Source organism: Methanocorpusculum sp. GPch4 (assembly GCF_012062385.1).
GTDB lineage: Archaea > Halobacteriota > Methanomicrobia > Methanomicrobiales > Methanocorpusculaceae > Methanocorpusculum > Methanocorpusculum parvum.
This window is the reverse complement of the sequence record NZ_SIJA01000080.1, coordinates 75,139-93,191: the sequence shown is the minus strand read 5'-3', so window position 1 is coordinate 93,191 and position 18,053 is coordinate 75,139. Positions and strand designations below refer to the sequence as shown.

At 52.3% G+C, this 18,053-nt stretch carries 16 protein-coding genes and 1 tRNA gene; 5 read left to right on the top strand and 12 right to left on the bottom strand.

Annotated elements, in window-relative coordinates:
- The 3 genes from EYA77_RS08795 to EYA77_RS08785 all read left to right on the top strand — a co-directional run.
- On the top strand, positions 1 to 1,140 hold a 1,140-nt coding region (locus EYA77_RS08795; protein ID WP_167816489.1), incomplete at its 5' end, for a hypothetical protein.
- Between the two features lie 466 nt (positions 1,141 to 1,606).
- A tRNA-Leu gene (locus EYA77_RS08790) sits at positions 1,607 to 1,688 on the top strand.
- A gap of 184 nt (positions 1,689 to 1,872) precedes the next feature.
- Entirely contained in the window at positions 1,873 to 2,910 is a 1,038-nt protein-coding gene (locus tag EYA77_RS08785) for a nuclease-related domain-containing protein (RefSeq protein WP_143744975.1), read from the top strand.
- A gap of 26 nt (positions 2,911 to 2,936) precedes the next feature.
- On the opposite strand, the gene EYA77_RS08780 is transcribed toward EYA77_RS08785, so the two are convergent.
- Both EYA77_RS08780 and EYA77_RS08775 read right to left on the bottom strand, forming a co-directional pair.
- Positions 2,937 to 3,455, bottom strand: a complete 519-nt coding sequence (locus EYA77_RS08780) for a heme-binding protein (RefSeq protein ID WP_167816488.1) — start codon at positions 3,453 to 3,455, stop codon at positions 2,937 to 2,939.
- Positions 3,452 to 3,601 (bottom strand): hypothetical protein, encoded by a 150-nt coding sequence (locus EYA77_RS08775; RefSeq protein ID WP_209315045.1) that lies wholly within the window; start codon positions 3,599 to 3,601, stop codon positions 3,452 to 3,454. The genes EYA77_RS08780 and EYA77_RS08775 overlap by 4 nt, the downstream gene beginning before the upstream one ends.
- Positions 3,602 to 3,614: 13 nt before the next feature.
- Between EYA77_RS08775 and EYA77_RS08770 the strand changes: the two genes are divergently transcribed.
- Positions 3,615 to 4,619 carry a hypothetical protein gene (locus EYA77_RS08770; RefSeq protein ID WP_167816486.1) on the top strand — a complete coding sequence of 335 codons (1,005 nt, stop codon included), beginning with the start codon at positions 3,615 to 3,617 and terminating at the stop codon, positions 4,617 to 4,619.
- A 26-nt stretch (positions 4,620 to 4,645) separates the two neighbouring features.
- On the opposite strand, the gene EYA77_RS08765 is transcribed toward EYA77_RS08770, so the two are convergent.
- From EYA77_RS08765 to EYA77_RS08725, 9 genes are all read right to left on the bottom strand, one after another.
- A complete protein-coding gene (locus EYA77_RS08765) occupies positions 4,646 to 5,002 on the bottom strand; it encodes a cupin domain-containing protein (protein ID WP_180738240.1) in 357 nt (118 codons plus the stop codon).
- A 1,267-nt stretch (positions 5,003 to 6,269) separates the two neighbouring features.
- Entirely contained in the window at positions 6,270 to 9,695 is a 3,426-nt protein-coding gene (locus tag EYA77_RS08760; RefSeq protein WP_167816485.1) for a DNA polymerase II large subunit, read from the bottom strand.
- Between the two features lie 3 nt (positions 9,696 to 9,698).
- Entirely contained in the window at positions 9,699 to 10,175 is a 477-nt protein-coding gene (locus tag EYA77_RS08755; protein ID WP_167816484.1) for a HEAT repeat domain-containing protein, read from the bottom strand.
- Entirely contained in the window at positions 10,175 to 11,104 is a 930-nt protein-coding gene (locus tag EYA77_RS08750; RefSeq protein WP_167816483.1) for a mechanosensitive ion channel family protein, read from the bottom strand. Before EYA77_RS08750 ends, EYA77_RS08755 begins: the two co-directional genes overlap by 1 nt.
- Before the next feature lies 1 nt (position 11,105).
- Entirely contained in the window at positions 11,106 to 11,933 is an 828-nt protein-coding gene (locus EYA77_RS08745; protein ID WP_095641587.1) for a DUF432 domain-containing protein, read from the bottom strand.
- 141 nt (positions 11,934 to 12,074) lie between these two features.
- Positions 12,075 to 13,112 (bottom strand): SPFH domain-containing protein, encoded by a 1,038-nt coding sequence (locus EYA77_RS08740; protein WP_167816482.1) that lies wholly within the window; start codon positions 13,110 to 13,112, stop codon positions 12,075 to 12,077.
- 3 nt (positions 13,113 to 13,115) lie between these two features.
- Entirely contained in the window at positions 13,116 to 13,580 is a 465-nt protein-coding gene (locus EYA77_RS08735) for an NfeD family protein (protein WP_167816481.1), read from the bottom strand.
- Positions 13,581 to 13,694: 114 nt separating this feature from the next.
- Complete coding sequence (gene thiC / locus EYA77_RS08730) at positions 13,695 to 14,972, bottom strand: phosphomethylpyrimidine synthase ThiC (RefSeq protein ID WP_095641586.1); 1,278 nt, start codon at positions 14,970 to 14,972, stop codon at positions 13,695 to 13,697.
- 255 nt (positions 14,973 to 15,227) lie between these two features.
- Positions 15,228 to 16,193 carry an EamA family transporter gene (locus tag EYA77_RS08725; RefSeq protein WP_167816480.1) on the bottom strand — a complete coding sequence of 322 codons (966 nt, stop codon included), beginning with the start codon at positions 16,191 to 16,193 and terminating at the stop codon, positions 15,228 to 15,230.
- 138 nt (positions 16,194 to 16,331) lie between these two features.
- On the opposite strand from EYA77_RS08725, the gene EYA77_RS08720 reads away from it, so the two are divergent.
- Entirely contained in the window at positions 16,332 to 17,015 is a 684-nt protein-coding gene (locus EYA77_RS08720) for a cyclopropane-fatty-acyl-phospholipid synthase family protein (RefSeq protein WP_167816479.1), read from the top strand.
- Here the strand turns inward: EYA77_RS08720 and EYA77_RS08715 are convergent.
- Positions 17,012 to 17,956 (bottom strand): magnesium transporter CorA family protein, encoded by a 945-nt coding sequence (locus EYA77_RS08715; RefSeq protein WP_042696869.1) that lies wholly within the window; start codon positions 17,954 to 17,956, stop codon positions 17,012 to 17,014. The two genes, EYA77_RS08720 and EYA77_RS08715, sit on opposite strands and share 4 nt — an antisense overlap.
- Positions 17,957 to 18,053: the final 97 nt, after the last annotated feature.

Genomic DNA, 18,053 nt, shown 5'->3' with positions numbered 1-18,053 from the left:
GACGGCCGGTATATCACCTGCAAAAACGGTGCGATCGACTGCAAAACCGGCGAGTTCATCCCGATCTGGGCGTGCGACTCGATCCGGGAGAAGTACCCGCTGATCTACTTCGATCTGATCTATACGCCCGGGCTTCGCTCGCAGGCGTTCATCGACCACCTCAAAAAGGTGTTTGACGATAATACGAGCGGCCTTTCCGAGGAGGAGCGGACGCTTCGGATGATGGAGCTCGGCCGGTTTTTTCTGCGGCTGACGGGCTATCTGCTGTATCCGGGAAATCCCGAGCAGATCATCCTTTTCCTGTGGGGAAAGGGAAGCAACGGGAAGTCGACGACGATCGACGTGCTGCGGGAGATCTTCGGGTCGGAGATGTCGGAGGCGTCGGTCCGGGAGCTGTATGCAGGGTCCGAGGACCGTCCGGCGTCGGGTATTTCCCGGTCGCTTTCGAAGCGTGCGATGCTGATCTCGGAGGCGAGCGATGAGGAGTCCCGGGGCGGGCGGATCAGTGCCGATACGGTGAAAGCGCTGACGGGGGACGCGATGACGAGCCGGTTTCGGGATATGTATGCGAAGTCGCGGCCGCAGAAGGTGGTCTGCACGCCGGTCGGGGTGACGAATGAGCTTCCCCGGTTTGATAAGACGCTGGATTTTGCCCTGCTGCGCCGGCTGAAAACGATCCCGTTTCCGCATCTGTTTGCGGGGGATGAGCGGGTCAAGGATATCCGGGAGTCTTTGCTTGCCGAAAAGGATGCGATCTTTTCGATGATGATGGATGAGCTTATCGCATATACGAAGGAAGGTCTTTTGCCGGTTCCGGCGTTTTGCGCTTCGACGCAGAATGAGCTGCTGGCAGGGTTCGAGGTGTCGGCGTTCATTGAGGAGTGTGTGGAGAAGTCGGAGACAGGGCGGGTGTCCCGTCTGGAGCTGGAGGAGGCGTATATTTCGTGGTGTGCCCGGCATGATATTCCGGTGGGACTCGCGAAGGTCCAGATGCCGGGGTATGATGAGTATTCGCAGGTGAATTTCCGGCAGGGTCTGTCGGAGAAGGAGAAGAGGGCGCTGTTTAAGGGGATGCGGGTGTACGGGTTTGATGAACTGCGGACAAATAGTCAGCGGTATTTCAAGTGCCGGCTGAAATAGAGGGGGGGTTGGTGTCACGTTGGTTTTTGAAAAACGTGACACCTCTTTTTTGGAGGGAATTTGGTGTCAGGTTTGGAGAAATGGTGATGACACATAAATCCAGCTTATTTTGGCTGAATTTTTAAAAAAGAGGACATTTGGTGGATTTATTGTGTGGTGTCAGGTTTTTCCCGAAACTCTCTTTTTAGTAGTATTAAGGGTTAGAATTAGGTGTTTGAAATTTTTCCCAGGGTTTTGAGAAAAATGTGACACTAATTCATGGGATCATATCTCAGGAAGGGTATTGCCGGATGCGGACACATGAAAAATCCCGCCGAGAATAATCTCAGGTATCCACACCCAACCCGACACGTCCAAAACCAAATCTCATGCAAAAAGAGTGATGTCAGTCTTCTCATAAGATGAACTGACCGCCGAAAGACGACAGCTTCATTAGAACCCATAGCCAATATGTACAAGTATTCTCGCGAGGGTATCCAAGTGGCCAACGGAGACTGACTCAAGATCTGTTCTTAAGTAGTTCGCGGGTTCGAATCCCTCCCCTCGCATTTGATTTTTTAGAATATCTACAAGAGAACACAGTCTGCATTTTTGAAAACTAGGTACCATCAAAAATATCATGAAATTTTGGAGAGAAAACAATAAATCGATTGGTCGCATATTGTAAAACGTGCATAAATCCATAATTTCTCAATTAATAGTTAAAATAGTTAAACAAAGGTGTATTTTTCCGTGGTAATACAATATGGAAAATCCGGAGCGGAGAAAAGCGTAATAATCCTTGCCAAAAGAGCAGGATTTTCCATAGAAAATTTAAATGAAATAGACTTACTTTTGGATGAGACAAAAGAACAATACCGTGAGGGAAAATCAATAACATACGATCAAATTACCCTCGAAATAGACGACTTAAAGAGAAATATTGATACTTCTGAAAAAACTCTCGAAGTACAAAAATCTCAGATCGTGGAAGATATTGAAAGCGAAAAAGAGATTTTGAGAGAAGAAATAGAAGACCTGCAGGTAATCAAATTCGAAATAAGACACCTGCTCAAGTATATTTTCAGCACATTGAAATTACGTCGTTCAATGAAGAGATTAAATCACTTAGAGACAGAGCCCGATATTGAAATTAACAAACGACAAAAATATTCACTGTCATCACTTGAATCATTAAAACGTCAATTGAACTATCTCGAAAACAACACGGAGAAAGAAGTTGAGTCCAGACTCTCCAATATAGTAATGCAAATGAATAAATTGGAGGGAATTGCGAACTCAAATGAATATAAAGGGGCTGTGGGAGAGCTGGCAGTTATTCAAAATTTATGCGAACTATCTGATGATTATTGTCTTTTGAATGATGTGTACATTGAATTGAGGGATTACATTAAATTTGACGGTTCATATTTGAAGTCTGCTCAAATTGACCATCTTGTAGTAGGACCCACGGGATTGTACGTCATTGAAACAAAGAATTGGAGTGGAAGTTATACAGAATCAGTTTTTAATGACGGAACATATACGCCGTATGACCAAATCAAAAGAGGCAATTATCTTGTATATCGTTATTTAAAAAATAATAATTTAGCTCATTCAGTAGAGTCAATAATTGTCGTTACCGGGTCCAGAATACCTCCTTGTGATAATAATCGACATACAAAGGTATTATCTCACAATTATATTGCCAGATATATCTGTAACAGAGATCCGATTTTAACAGATGCAGCGGTAAACAAACTCGCAAACAAATTCCGTTATAAGGTCTGAAGTCTCTTTCGGACTCGATTACGATTTCACCGCTTAACCTCCACCCCCACCTCATTGCGCCGCAAAAATCCCGGCGTCCAGGGCGGATTATACCGCATCAAAAACACCTCTCCCGCCGGCTCTATCCCCGCGTCACGAAGCCCTTTCAAGAGCCGGGTCTCAACCTCCTTCACCTCCTCCTCACGGGTTTTTCCCTTGAACGTGATAACCGCCACCTCCCGCTCAGGCACCGGAACGATCCGCACCTTACTGTCCAGCGGCTCCGGGACCTCTTCCGGGGTTTTCCCCGCCGGCATCACAAACGACATCGTCGACGCATCGGAAACTACCGGCGCTGTCATCGGGATCTTTGCCGCCGTGATCACCGGAGACGTCATCGGGATCGCATTCTTCGCCGAGTTTTTTCCCGTGATATAGGCAAACAGCAGATTGAACCCTGAATCATCACCCGACGTATCGACCGATGCAAACACCAGGGGCGGATACCGGCGAAACTCGATCTCTCCGACCCTTCCGGTCACCTCAAAAGGAATCGTCTTTGTCATACCCTCTCCTCCGCGGATGATGATCTTTCCGGCGCAGTTCTCATAACCTTCATACTATCCTGCTTCGCCGCAAAGAAGAAATAGATTCCTGATGAGGCAGATTTCAGCCCCGGTCCGGTGAATAAATTTAATGCATCGAAGATCATTAACGCTATCATTATGAAAAGGCTGGAGGCGGCATTCGCCGTCATACTGATCCTCCTCTCACTTACCGCCGGCGTATCAGCACACTCGCCGGTACTGACCGGAGAAAACCAGGGAATAGACCATGCTTTCTCTGTCCAGGACCCGGTCAAATCCTGGGCGTTTTACGGCACATTTCCGGATGCAGGCTCGGTCTCCTATTACACGTTCGATCTTCAGCAGGGAGACCGGGTCTGGTTCTCGGTTTTCACGCCGACACGTGATGCCGTGTATCCGGAGGCGGTCCTCATCGGCCCCGGAGTCGAAGATGCGGGCGAGCTTTTCCCCGGCGTCAGTGTTCCTGCAGGCAGCGGATATTTGGTGATCCCGGGGACAAAGCCCGATCATCCGGAGTATGAACCCTTCACGCCTGCCGCAAATTATCAGTGGATGAAGGCTGAATACATCGCTGAGGTCCCGGGCACGTATTATATCGCGATGGTGAACAAAGGAACGAATGCCGGAAATTACGGGCTTGCGCTCGGGTTTCGCGAGGAGTTCACTCTGGCGGAATGGATCATGATCCCTCTTTCGATCGGGAACGTGCGGGTGTGGGAAGGGAGCAGCCAGGCGTTTGTGGTCGGATTTCCCGTGTTTATTGTCCTGTTTGGGATGGTGTATCTGTTCAGGTTCAAAAAAGAGCCGCTGCCTTTACATCCGGAGACGATCGCCGGATCGGCCGGAGGTCTGCTGTATCTGGCGGGGTCGGGTTTTATGCTGGTCCAGGCGCTTATGGCGCTTATGAAAACCGGGTTTGCGGGATCGTTTCTGGTGACGGCGATCTTTATTCTGATCCCGCTGGTCATGGGAGTTTTGATCCTGCGGTATATGATGAGACCCGTGAAGTATCGGGGAGCAAAACTGATTCTGCTCGGCGTTCTCGGAGTGGTTGTCTGGGGAGGTTATGTGGTGGGGCCGGTTCTGGTGATCTGTGCCGGGCTGAAGCTCCTGGTTGACGGAATAAAGCAGAAGGAGGGGTGACCCCCCGGCGGGGTCATCGGGGAGGGTTAGAGGATCCTGGTCTTCATCTCCTTTCCGTCGCTGGTTGTGAGCTGTTTGATGACCATGACCCGAAACAGGGCATTGCTGTCGTTTATGAGCAGATGCGGGATGTTTTTGGGGCTTTCGATGAGGGAGTTCTTTTCCACATTTTCCTGTTCGTCACCGATGACGACGGTCCCCTGTCCTTCGAGTACATAAAAGAGGACGTCGACAGGGGTCATGTGCTTTTTGAGGGATTCGCCCGGCTGGAGACTGATGACGACGATGTCGGTGACCGCCGATCCGTGGATCTTTCGGACGTCCACTTTGTGAGGGGTGTCTGCGATGGGGGTTTTGTCAAGTTGTGTTACGTAGATCGTCATACTATGTAGCTTCGCTACTGAGGGGAAATAGGTTACTGATGAGGCAGAGATGTTGATTTGAGGAGGGGGTGTTCGTGTCAATCCAATTCGGAAAGGAGGTGACTGGGTGTGGAAACATCTTCCGCCTGAATGAGATCCGCCCCAACCCTGCGTGACTCCTATTTTAAAATAGGAGTTACGCGGTGTCATTCCCAATCCAATTTGGGAAGGGTAGTACTGGGTGTGGACACATGAGATAAAACCAACCGCGAATCGGCGCGAATCCGCCCTTCGGGCGAGGCGAATCGGATTTGCTGATCCTCACTCTCGCTCGTCGTGTCTTTCAGCCACGACCGGCTCGTCCCTTCATCGGGACCGTTCGGGCAAATCCTGTCGGTGCCCCGGCACCTCCTGAAGGAAATATTTAGGGAATTTTTTAATGAAAAAAGGGGGGGGAGAAATTACTATCGGGAGCCGCTGGGGCGGCGACAGGATTTGCCCGAACGATCCCGATGAGGGATGAGCAAGACTGCACAGCAGGCTTGCGAAAGTGAGGAATAGTAAATCCGATTCTTCTCGCCCGAAGGGCGGATTCGCGCCGATTCGCGGTTGGTTATTTTTATGTTTCCACACCCAAAAAACTCCTTTACGAATTAGAGTTACACAAACACCGCGTAAGTCCTATTTAAAAAAAAGTCATTCACCGCCGGCTTTGCCGTCAGCCCGCGGTCGCAAGGCAAAGCCTTGCTCCGCTGAAATCGCCGGTTGCACCGTCGATCCGCCTCCGCTGAGGTCGGCCGCTTTCAGCGTCCAGCCCGCAGTCACTTCCCCACACCCCTAAATAAAAAAGAAGAGTCTCCATCCCTCCACCCCTGTCCCCCTTTTCGTGCATTTCGTTGGCGGGTTGGACGCTGAAAGCGGCCGACCTCAGCTGAGCAAACCGAAGGTTTGCGAATTTGTGATTTTTGGTGTTGGGGGACGGGGGAGGGAACCACATCTTTCTCACCATTTTTCATTCTTTTTATTTTCGTGTTTTTGTGAATTTTTCGTGAATTTCGTGTGATGAATCCGCTCAATCAATGAAAATCCCGTACACTAACACGAAAAACACCAAAAAAAAACTCCCGCACCATTACAAATTTCGCATACCTGAGGGCGAGCCTATCGGCTCGCCCGCGGTCGCAAGTCTTCGCTTCGCTCTGACTTGGTCGCAAACCTTCGGTTTGCTTAGCTGAAATCGCCGGTTGCACCGTCGATCCGCCTCCGCTGAGAAACCTAAAGGTTTCCGTCAGAAGAAATCCGACAGATCCATCTGCGTCTTCTCCTCTTCTCCAAACGTCGAATTGATATTCATCTCCGTCACCTGGATCCGCTGATTCGTATAATCCGAAAGCTTGTAATGCTCCGCCATATACTTCGAGATCTCCAGATACTTCGTCACGTTCCCCTTATGCATCGTCGCCTTCACCGGCCCCCCGCACTTATTGCACTTCCCCGAAACCGGAATACGCCGGTAGCTCGTCTTACACTTCGGACACCGGAACGCCTGCTTGGAAAACGACCGCAGATTACCGATCATATCCGGCATCAAATGACTGTTGATGATCCTTTCTGCCAGATCGTTCGTATCCACCGCACGGATCCGGTCAGCGAGCCCCAGTTCCGCCTTGATCTTATCCGCCGTTCCTTTCAGGATCGGATTCGTGTACATCGTATCGATCGGCCCCTCCGAGATATCCGTCGTATCATGCGTAAAGGAAAAGCCCTCGAACTGGCCGGGCGTCTCCACCCGCTTCTCCACATAATCCACGAACTTTCCGACCTCCTTTGGCGGCCGGTAGGTCAGACACGCCAGGTAAACCTCCAGCGGATAGCGGGACATCACATCCACGTTCAGCGTCTCCTTATCCACCTCCTTTGGATTCAGCGTCGTCGTCAGAACCAGCGGGGCGTCCATCGTCCCGCCCCGGGTGCTCGGCAGAAACGACCGCGAAAAGTTCAGCAGACCGTCCATCAGAAGCATCACACAGTCCTCATCCCCGTCGCAGTTTCGCCGCTTTGCCGCATGATAATACGGATGGGCGTATCCCGCCTTCGCCTTCGTGAACCCCACGATCCGGGCGAGAACGCCCGCACTCGTATGCGGCGCAAGACCCATCACCAGATGACCCACCAGATCCTCGGGCGTCTCCACATGATAAAACGCCTCCTGCCCGTACACGCTCTCCAATAGCTCATCGATATACCTGGCCACTCTGACCAGATACTCTCCGCAGTCCGCGGACACCATGATATCCTGCGGATGGAGCTCCGCAGTCTGCGAAGCATCCGTCAGCTCCGCCCCGTGCATATCCTTCGTATAGCCGATCGACCGGAGCTTTTCCACAGAAACCCCGACCTCCGCCGGACGGAAATGCGTCAGGGGCAGATCGATCATATCATACCGGATCGTCCCGTCGCGGAACACGAAGATGGTGTTCTTCGCCCGAAGAAGACCCTTCTCCATAGGCTCGACCACCCGTTCACGCGAGATGAGCCCTCTGACCCCTTTCAGTTCGGGGGCAGAAGAAGGCGACATCCCGACGTTTTTCAGCGCAGCCGCATACTCCTGCGCCAGACTGATGATACTCTCCTTCGAACAGACCAGATTCGCTCCGCACCGCGGGCAGGAGTCCTGACCGGGTTCCCCTTCCTGATTACAGTGGGGACACCGGTACACCGCTTCGGTATGGGCGCCGCAGTCGGGACACCGGCTCTTAAACGTGACGGCCCCGCATTTTTGGCACCGCCGCTCGCCGGTCTGGATCTGGATAAGGCCCTCGACCTGACCCGTTGTCACCGAAGTTCCCGCAAAGTTCTCATCCGAATCTGCACTGCAGATCTTTGACGCGCTGTCGATGGAACGTTTCATCCCGCCCGCCTCCCCGATGGGGAAAAGCACATGGACCGGCGGTTTCATCTTTCGGGGCGCCGATTTGCCGGGTCTGCCCATCCTTCCCCCGACCCGTGTCCCGGCTTTGGACCGCATCTTCAGACCCGAGAGATGCGCCGCCATAATCAGACCGTTCGTAAACGGCGGGAGGGTCTCCCAGGCTGACGATCTTTCCAGCGTATCGGTCAGACCGAGTCCCCGGAGAAAGGCAAGCGGCGTTCTCAGAACATAGGATCCCTCTTCTACGGTGTGCGGAACGAGCAGCTCTTCGAGTACTTTTTTCACCGCAGGATCCTCGCGGATGTACAAAACGCCGTTTTTCATCGAGCCGGCGGCGGCCGTCTTTTCTGCAAGAAAGGTCAGCTGTTCCTCGGTGCAGTCGTCCCAGAACCAGGTGTAATCCGGATGAAGGTAGGCGCCCTCCGCTGCAAAACGGAGAGCCTCGGCTTCGTCTGCCGGATGCCGGGGGCCGCCTTCCTGCAGCCACCACTCCTCACAGTAGCTTGGCGGCATGAGGACATGGTTGTTCTCCATGAACTCGCCAAACGAGATCAGAATCTCCCCGATGTCGAGGATGTACTCGATCTGATCATAATATTTGTTCGCCGAATCGAGCGTGTCGATTCTGCAGACTTCGCCGCTTTTCAGACGGACGGTCGGCCCTTCGATATCTGTGCACGGAACGACCCCGCAGGCTTTTCCCGGCCGTTCGACCTTCATCTGCGTGCCGACCGCGAGATAATCGTCAAGGATGTGCAGGGCGGCCGGATTGAATCCGCAGGTCGCAAGACCGGTGTTTCTGCACCGGCCGAGGCGGAACCGAAACCCGCCTTTCCTCATCGGATACGAAAAAGCAGGCCTGCCGGCGAGCATATCCCGCATATACTTGTCCTTCGGGTGGACGCCCGGTTCCTCCTCCTCTTCCTGAGCGGGCGCGTTTCCGCTGATGAGCTCCTCGAGCCACTCCCAGCCGTCAAGGTTCATCTTTGCGACGTTCTTCTGGATCTTTGGGGCCTTCAGTCCGATACCTTCGGCGATGACAAGGCACATCCCTCCGCGGACGACGTTCGTTTCGACGCGTTCGAGATTCCGGTATCCGGAGATCTCTTCCTGCTCGGTGGGTTCGCCGTCAATACAGACCGGACAGTGACGAATGATCATGCGGATGTCATCGTCTTTTGGGAGATACTGCATACTCTGGATGTTGTTGTACTGCTTGATCTCCTCGACATACCTCTCGATCTCGTCATCACGGGGTTTGTACCGGTCGATCCCGAGAAGCCGTCTGACATAATCACCGACGAGAACGGAAAGCGCCTGGGCGGTCCCTCCGGCGGATCGGATGGGTCCCGCGTAGTAGATCGAGAGATACTCGGTCCCGTCGTCGTTTCTTCGAACGGCGACCTTGCCGATGCCTTCGGTCGGCGCCGCGACCACGCCTTCGGTTAAAAGGGCCATGGATGTACGGATCGCGTGATCAAGGATCTCCTCGCGGGCCGCCTCGCCGAACTCCTTGCCGACAAAGGCGTCGCCGATCTTGAGAGCGGCCTCTTCTCTGGACATCCTGTCCTCGAGCTCCCGGATCTTTGCAGCGACCCCTTTGTAGCCGAGCAGAGCCTCCACGCGGCCGGCGAGATCGCTCGCTATCGGGATCTCCACATACGGCCGGGGGTCGACGCCGATGCTTTTCGCCGCATTGGCGATCTCCATTGCCCGGTCGAGGCCGGCGATAAGGCCGTCGAGATACGCCCGGTACTCAGGCGAGGTTACGAGTTCTGCCATGGATCAGTAGTCATAGATCTGAAATTTTGCGAGCGTCAAAACGGCGCAGAGTTTCACGGTGCCGTTTGGACTTTTCGCGGCTTTTAAAAGAGACGGGAGCGAAGGCTCACCGATCTTTTCCAGGGCGGCGGCCGCCATGCCGCGGGTGGTAGGATTTTCCGAGGCGAACATGCCGACAAGCGTCGGGATGCTCTCTTCGCCGAACGCCGCAAAAACGGCGCCGTAATACTTCTGGACCGCCATGTCGGTCTCCTCTTCCGACGCAGCGACAAGGAAGGGGATCACCAAAGATCCGGCCCTTATCAGTGCACGGCCGAGGTACCAGCGGACGTTGAGGTCGGCTTCCTTTAGTGCCGCAATGATCTCGGGAACGACCGGATCCGGATCGTTTCGGGCAAGCGTTGCCAGCTGTTCGACGGCTTCATGCCGCAGTTTCAGATCGGCATCCGTGAGGCGGGAGAGGAGAGGGGCTATGTCCATTACTTGATCACCTTGACGGCGTTTTCCGGCGATGATTCGCTTTTTCCGAGCACTTCATCAGGCGTGAAGCCGTTGCCTCCTGACAACCGGGCCGACTTCGGCGCTTCTTCGCCGTACCAGAGGGTCACCTGCGGGAACGGGATGTCGATGTTTGCTTTGCGGAGAGCCTTGAAGATCTTCCAGAGCAGGTCGGTCTTGACATCCCACCAGAAGCCTGACGGACACCAGATGCGGACTTTCAGGTTGATACTGTTGTTTCCCAGTTCGTCCACAAACACCGACGGAGCCGGACTCCTGAGGGCGTAGGGATGTTTGTCGATGACTTCTTTGATCACTTTGACGGCTTTATTCGCATCATCTGTGTATCTGATCCTGATATCGTAATCGAACCGCCGTGCGATGTGTGCCACGTAGTTGGTGATCTCCGAGCTGAACATCGATGAGTTGGGGATACGGACAAACAGCCCTTTGTAGGTGCGGATCGTTGTTGACAACAGACCGATGTCTTCGACATATCCTTCGGTACCGTTCACGCTGATGTTGTCGCCGACCGCCACCGGCCGCTCGAACATCAGCAGAACGCCGGCGACAAAGTTCGAGAGCGTGTTCTGCGAGGCAAAACCAAATGCCACGGCCACCACTCCCCCGGCGACCATCAGGCCGGAGAGATCAAGGTGGAGATACGGGCTGATGACAAGGAAGCCGATGAAGTACAGGGTCCATTTGAGGAGTTTCGCCAGAAACGCAATGTTGCTCGTCTCGACTTTTCCCGCGAGAATCCGCCTGAGCAGAGTGGAGAGCGTGCGGGCAAGCAGATAGGTCACGACGACTATGATGATGACCCCAAGCATGTCGCCATACGTGATCTCTCCGATCAGCTTGGTGTCAAGAAAACTGTTTCCTGTAAAGAAAAGCGACAGATCGACCATTTCAGATCAGCCCCATGTCCATCGTGAAGACGGTGTCGTTGAGCATACCGGGAATATTATAAAACGGCGTGATCTTGCGGGGAACATACACCCGGCTTGCGGGTGTCATATCCTCCCGGATAGGGTAATCGATCCCCGTCACCGAGGCAACATCGGGACTGGTGATGACCACGGTCGCCGTCGCTGCGGTGATATGCTCATCGAAGTAGAGGAAGAGTCCTTTCTGATAAAGGACCACTCTGCCGATGTTGACCCAGCCGGTCGTCCGGTTTTCGATCTCGAGTTTGAGCAGGCCGGACTGGTAGTTTTTGACATTGGGGGAATAATAATACACACTGCTTTTATGATGCCGGGTTATCACGCCGCGGCTGGAATTGCCGTACATGGAGTATTTGGGGTAGATGTAGGAGACGATGTCGAGTACCTCGGTCTCGCCGCTTTCGGACTCGATGAAAACCCCGATCTCGATCGGCATGGTCACAAAAACGACGCATCTGCCTTCCGGCTCGATCATGATCGGGTCAAAGCCTATCTCCAGAAAATCCGTGACATTGTCAGGAAGGTTGAGCGGCTCTACCGGGTGGATGAGGAGACTGCCGTTTGACATGGACACGTTCTTCTCGGTCTTCCAGTTGCCAAGAGCACGCCGGTAATGATACATACCCTTTTCCTGATCGACGGAGAGCGAGAGTCCCTGGAAGTTGACGGCGTAGGTGATCGGAAATTTGCCGTAGCTGAACTGCGGCGTGTCGGCGCCGTTTTCCAGTTCAAATTTTACAGAATCCCGTATTTTTTTGCGGCCGCCTGTGTGGAGTATTTTGAGTGCCATAATATCGTCCCTTGGATGTATCTATCTATAGGTACTGCAGGGGTAAGTTAGTTTTCATTAGCAGACATTCCTTGTCATAAGAGATGAAGCATCCGGGAAAATGATCCCTGCTGATACCAAACGATCAAAAAAAGAGGGGGGTTATTCGACGATATCTTCCGGGGTCCGTGCAAGTTCACTTGCATTTTTGACCGCTTCTACGGCCTTTGCGATCTCCTCTTTGTCCGGGAGGTCGCCTAAGATGTTTTCATCCAGAGCAATGTCGGGGATCTCGTCGATCTCGGCAAGCTCTTCGCCGCCAAGGAACTTTGCACCCTGTTTGATCAGGTTGGTGAGCTCGAACGGGAAGATGATCTTGGTAGCCTGGCCGTCGGCCATCTTCTGCATGGTGTTTAAGGAGAGGACCGTGATGGACCGTTTGTCCAGCGCTCTTGAACCAAGCGCGACGATCCGAAGGCCCTGGGCTTCTCCCTGGGCTTCGAGGATCCGGCTCTGACGGGTACCTTCCGCACGAAGGATCTTACTCTGACGTTCACCTTCGGACTCGAGGATCATACTCTGTCTGAGACCTTCTGCTTTAAGGATCGCTGCACGCTTTTCTCCGTCTGCACGAAGAATTGCAGCACGCCGTTCCCTCTCCGCAGAGGTCTGTTCGGTCATTGCCTGTTTGACGGCGCCGATCGGGTTGACTTCTTTGATCTCAACGCGTTCGATCTTGACACCCCACTGGTCGGTTTCCTTATCGAGGATATCCCGAAGCTTGCGGTTGATCATGTCACGGTTGTAGAGGACCTCATCGAGTTCCATATCACCGATGATGCCTCGAAGACTTGTCTGCGCAAGGGCCACGGTTGCCTGACGGTAGTTGGCTACTTCGAAGTAGGCACGTTCCGGATCCATGACACGGATATAGATGATCGCGTCCACATCGGTCGGTGAGTTATCTTTCGTGATGACTTCCTGGGACGGGACGTCGATGACCTGGGTCCTGAGATCGAGTTTGTAGACGGTCGTGATGAACGGAACGACCCATTTGAAACCCGGATTGACCTGACCCGTGTAGGTTCCGAGACGAACTGCGAGTCCTTTCTGATACGGCTGAACGATGACGACACCTTTTGCAAATATGAAAAGGATGATGACAACGAGAATTATTGCAAGTAATGTTAATGCATCCATAAATTAGACCTTTTTTACGGTGAGGTGGACACCGCTCGCGGCGGTCACCTCGATTTTTGTTCCGGGAGGGATGGTCCCGTCAATACATTTGGCACTCCATACGACGCCGTCGATCTCGACTTTGCCCGAGATCGAGTCAAATACGACTTCCGTCGTGACAAAACCGGTTTTGCCGATGAGTGAGTCCTGACCCGAGGTAGTGGGTTTCTGATCGGGAGAGATTTTCTTGTACATAAACACCGTGATGACCGCAGCGATGATCGCTGCAAAAACGGTCAGCGTGATGCCTAAGGGAGAGGAGAGGAACCCTAACCCGAAGAAGAATGACGTGACTCCGAGAAAGATCAGGGCGGTTCCGGGAACTGCCATGAAAAAGCCCGGCGAGCCGGCTTCAATAAGCAGAAGGGCGGCTCCGATGACGATCAATACCCACGGCAGTACCGCTGGGCTGAGGAGTAGTTCGAACATATCTGATATACTACTTATAGGCGAGGGGCGTTAAATAGTTGCTCTCAGAAAAAGAGATCAGGTTAACCAGTTTTTCCTGCAGAAGACCGGGGAGTTCGAAAAAAAGCGGGGGGATTAGAAGTTGAAGTTTTTCTGCACGATCTTGATCGCACAAAAGTCCCCGCACATCGTGCAGGCGTCGGAGTCGGCCGGCATACGGGAGTTTCTGATGCAGCGTGCCTTTTCCGGGTTGATAGAGACGGAATACTGGCGTTCCCAGTCGAGATCGCGGCGTGCATGGCCCATCTCAAGATCCGCCTCACGGGTCTTTGGAAGTTTCACCATGTCCCCGACGTGGGCGGCGATACGTGAACTGATGACACCTTCATACACTTCTTCGGGGGTCGGAAGAGCGAGGTGTTCGGCGGGCGTCACATAGCAGATGAAATCTGCGCCGGCGGCCGACGAGACGGAAGCGCCGATCGCGGCGACACGGTCGTCATATCCCGGAGCAATATCCGTTACAAGAGGGCCGAGCATGTAGAACGGTTTGTTGTTCGTAACACGCTTTTCGAGCTGGACGTTCGTTTTGATCTCGTCGAGCGGGATGTGCCCCGGACCTTCCATGATACACTGAACGCCGGCGGCAGTTGCCTGATCGGCAAGCTCTGCGTTGATCAAAAGTTCCTGAATGGCTGCACGATCCGTGGCGTCATGACAGGCGCCCGCCCGCATGCCGTTTCCAAAGGAGAGGGTGACTTCGTGCTCTTTCAGGATCTCGACAAGGTAGTCGAACCTGCGGTAGAGAGGGTTCTCCATCTCGTTGTGCAGCATCCATGCCGTCATGAACGCTCCTCCGCGTGAGACAAGCCCGCCGTGTCTGCCCTGATTTTTCAGTCTCTTCACGGTCTCATAGTTGATCCCGGTGTGGATCGCCATAAAATTCGTACCGAGTTTTGCCTGCTGTTCGGTGATCTTGAAGAGATCGTCCTCGTCCATGAACACGACGCCGCCTTTGTTTCTCGCGGCTTCGATGAACGCCTGATAGAGCGGAACGGATCCAACGGAAAGATTTGACTGTTCACAGACTCTTCTGCGGATGTCAAGGAAGTCCCCCCCGGTCGAGAGCTCCATCAACGTGTCTGCTCCGGCGAGTTCTGCCTGACGTGCCTTTTCCAGTTCCTCTTCCACATTCACGATATCAGACGAGGTCCCGATCGATGCATTCACTTTGGTGCGAAGTCCCGAGCCGATACCGCAGAGTTTTACTTTCCGGTAGGGGGTCATCGGAATGACGATATGACCGCCGGCGATCCCCCGGCGGATGAAATCCTCGGTGACTCCTTCGGACTTTGCCACGACCTTCATCTCTTCAGTGATGAGGCCTTTCTTTGCATCTTCAATGATAGTCATACCTATACGTCAGGATGCTGGAGATTATAAACTATTTTATTTACTATAAATAAAAACAAATTTATTTGTTGAGTGAGCAAGTAAAATACCGTTTTATTGTGTATTATCCCGGATATTTTGGGTTATCAGCAAGTAAAGTTTGGTGCTGAGTATGGTAAACTTGCGGGCCGGGAAACCGATCTTGCGTAATATTCTGAAAAAAACATCAAAGAGGAGAAGGTCCCAAAAAAAGTGATATGAAATATTTTGTATGATCTACTTTTCAAGACCGCTGGTGATCTTTCGTTCAAGGATGTACGGAAGAGCGATACCCATGAGGATGACAATGACACCGACCCAGCGAAGTGCTGCGACCGGCTCGAGAATGATGACGGCAGCTGCAAGTACCTCGACCGGAAGTTCAGCCGAGTTCAGAATAGTTGCCATACCGGTACTGACTTTCGGGGCTCCGACTGCAAGGAAGAAGATCGGAATTGCGATACCGAAAAGACCGAGCGGGATACTGTAGGCCAACGCATTCACATTCGTGATTCCTTCAATGACTGCGGCCCCTCCATAGAGCGTTCCGACGAACAGCAGAACAAAGGCCATACCGGCGGTAGCAATAAAGAAACTGCGGTTCATTGGTGCAAGTTCCGGGCTGACCCTTCCACTCAGATGAACGAACAAGGCGTAGAAGAATGCTGCAAGGAGACCGAGCACGATGCCGGCTGGATTCATCTCTGCAAGTGAGAGACCTGATCCAATGATACCGCCTGCAAGGATCGTACCGATCAGGATGACAACACAGGCAATGACCTTATTTCTCGAAGGAAGTCTTCTTCCGGTGACCGACTCGATAACCACACCTATCCAGGAATACTGGAAAAGTAAAACAACGGCAAGAGAGATCGGCAGGTATCCAAGCGAGAGAAAGTAACAGACCGTCACAAGCGCCATCACGATACCGGTGATGATGAGTGTTACAACACGTTTCCAAAGCGGAAGAGTGCTTGGTGCATGTTTTGGCTGTTTTCTCTGATAGACAAACCAGATGAGAACCACAAGTACGAAAAGGATGATCCATCCGTAGACGAACTTTCCGACCAGAATGACCGGTATCCCAAAACCGTTCATTACGGCGAGCGTTACGATAGTTGAAAGGATTGCATACGAACAGGATGCTAAAAGCACCAGAATCGAGCAAAAGACAACTGAGCTTGATAATTTTTTCAGATCCACAGATAACTCCTGTCAATAGTTTTGGCTGAAGATTCTATAATAAATTATGTATTTCTTGAGGTAACTAAGAATTATTTTACTAGTTGGCAAGAGTATCTGTGCAATATTGCTTTAATGGAGAACAACCATTATTGTGTCATGGACGAGGATGAAATCAGCATGCTGACCCAGGGAAATATGAATATAATGAATCCTGTTTCTGAAAAGAAGCTGATCCTTGCCGGAAAGTATGCGGATCTCAAACCCGGGACCTCGGTTCTGGACGTTGGATGCGGGAACGGCACACTCCTGAATCTCTGGCAAAAAGAGTTCGGGATCTTTGGAACCGGTATCGAGCTGCAGAAAGCGTCAGCGTCCCGCGCAAAAGAACTTCTCCGGGGGACCGGCATCTCGGTGATCGAAGGAGACGCTACTGAATGTATCCCTGAACGATCGTACGACGCGGTATGCGCCTTTGGCACATCATTTATTTTCGGCGGAGCGGAAAAAGCCCTGGAACATCTTGCCGGGTTTGTAAAAGAGGGAGGGAGTCTCATCATCGGAGACAGGTTCTGGAAGAAGGAGTCCGTGCCGCCCGATTTTGCGAGAGAGTGGAGAGATGTCCCGACATCCCTGGAACTGGTTTCAACGGCACGATATCTGGGGCTCACGCTTACCGGTATGCTAAGTGCCTCGGATGAGGAATGGGACCAGTATGAATCTGCAGTCTGGCAGAATGCCGTCTCTGAAAATCTATATGAGTATCTTGAGCAGATCCAGGATGAATACCTTACCTACGGGCGGGAATATATGGCCTGGGGATGTTTTGTGTTCCGGGGTTAGAGGATCCGTTTTTTCAGCAGCACAAAAATCACGAGTGCCGATAAGCCGAGAGACCCGCACACGATCCCGAGGAAGGCAAACGGATGATCTTCCAGAGGCATACTGACGTTCATACCAAAAAATCCTGCAACGACCATGGGGATCACCATAATTGCCGCAAAAATGGTGAAGATTTTCATGACCCAGTTTACATTGTTGTTGATGATCGAGGCAAACGCCCCCATCGTACTTGAAATGGTCTCGGAAAAGGTCTGGGCCATCTCCAGAGCCTGACGGTTCTCGATGATGGCGTCATCCAGAAGATCATGATCCTCTTCGGTCAGCATCGCGGCGCCCACCTGGGTCCTGGAAAGTTTTTTCAGGACCGCATCGTTTCCTTTCAGCGAATTGGTGATGTAGACAAGGGATTTTGAAAGAGTGAGCATATGGAAAAGCTGCTCGTTTTTGGTTGACTTTTTGAGGGTCTGTTCGATCGCACTGATCCGTTTGTCGATTTTTCGCAGGATCTGCACAAACATATCGGCGTTTTTGTACAGAAACAGCAGAATGAAGTTGATCCGGTTTGCGGTCGAAAAATTTTTGATCTTCCCGGATGCGAACTGATCAAGGATCGGATTTTTCCGCAGAGAGACGGTGATGATATTGTCGGGCAGAAGAACGAATCCAGCAGGGATGGTGGTGTATGACTCGATATCCTCTTCGGTATCGACATACGGCGTATCGATCAGGATGAGGGATATCCCGGCATCATGCTCCACACGCGGCCGCTCCTCTTCATCTAACAGGATGGTCAGTTCATCTTTGTCCAAAGACAAGGCATCGCAGACATACGAAACCTCCTCATCCGTCGGCCTGATCAGGCGGATCCAGGATCCTTTGGTGATGGTATCCTGCAGGACCGGGAGTCTGCTCTCGGTTATCGAGGAGTATATCTCGATCATGATTCTCTGAATGATTCATTGGAGACACGAATATAATAATGGTTCTGGAGAAAAGAGGATGGACTTGTGAAGGACCAAACCACAAGAGTACTGTCAG

What these genes read in the sequence shown, in the direction of transcription:
- EYA77_RS08780 (WP_167816488.1), bottom strand. Translation starts at nt 3,455, where the DNA reads ATGACAAAGACGATTCCTTTTGAGGTGACCGGAAGGGTCGGAGAGATC.
- EYA77_RS08775 (WP_209315045.1), bottom strand. Translation starts at nt 3,601, where the DNA reads ATGATCTTCGATGCATTAAATTTATTCACCGGACCGGGGCTGAAATCT.
- EYA77_RS08770 (WP_167816486.1), top strand. Translation starts at nt 3,615, where the DNA reads ATGAAAAGGCTGGAGGCGGCATTCGCCGTCATACTGATCCTCCTCTCA.
- EYA77_RS08765 (WP_180738240.1), bottom strand. Translation starts at nt 5,002, where the DNA reads ATGACGATCTACGTAACACAACTTGACAAAACCCCCATCGCAGACACC.
- EYA77_RS08760 (WP_167816485.1), bottom strand. Translation starts at nt 9,695, where the DNA reads ATGGCAGAACTCGTAACCTCGCCTGAGTACCGGGCGTATCTCGACGGC.
- EYA77_RS08755 (WP_167816484.1), bottom strand. Translation starts at nt 10,175, where the DNA reads ATGGACATAGCCCCTCTCCTCTCCCGCCTCACGGATGCCGATCTGAAA.
- EYA77_RS08750 (WP_167816483.1), bottom strand. Translation starts at nt 11,104, where the DNA reads ATGGTCGATCTGTCGCTTTTCTTTACAGGAAACAGTTTTCTTGACACC.
- EYA77_RS08745 (WP_095641587.1), bottom strand. Translation starts at nt 11,933, where the DNA reads ATGGCACTCAAAATACTCCACACAGGCGGCCGCAAAAAAATACGGGAT.
- EYA77_RS08740 (WP_167816482.1), bottom strand. Translation starts at nt 13,112, where the DNA reads ATGGATGCATTAACATTACTTGCAATAATTCTCGTTGTCATCATCCTT.
- EYA77_RS08735 (WP_167816481.1), bottom strand. Translation starts at nt 13,580, where the DNA reads ATGTTCGAACTACTCCTCAGCCCAGCGGTACTGCCGTGGGTATTGATC.
- thiC (WP_095641586.1), bottom strand. Translation starts at nt 14,972, where the DNA reads ATGACTATCATTGAAGATGCAAAGAAAGGCCTCATCACTGAAGAGATG.
- EYA77_RS08720 (WP_167816479.1), top strand. Translation starts at nt 16,332, where the DNA reads ATGGACGAGGATGAAATCAGCATGCTGACCCAGGGAAATATGAATATA.
- EYA77_RS08715 (WP_042696869.1), bottom strand. Translation starts at nt 17,956, where the DNA reads ATGATCGAGATATACTCCTCGATAACCGAGAGCAGACTCCCGGTCCTG.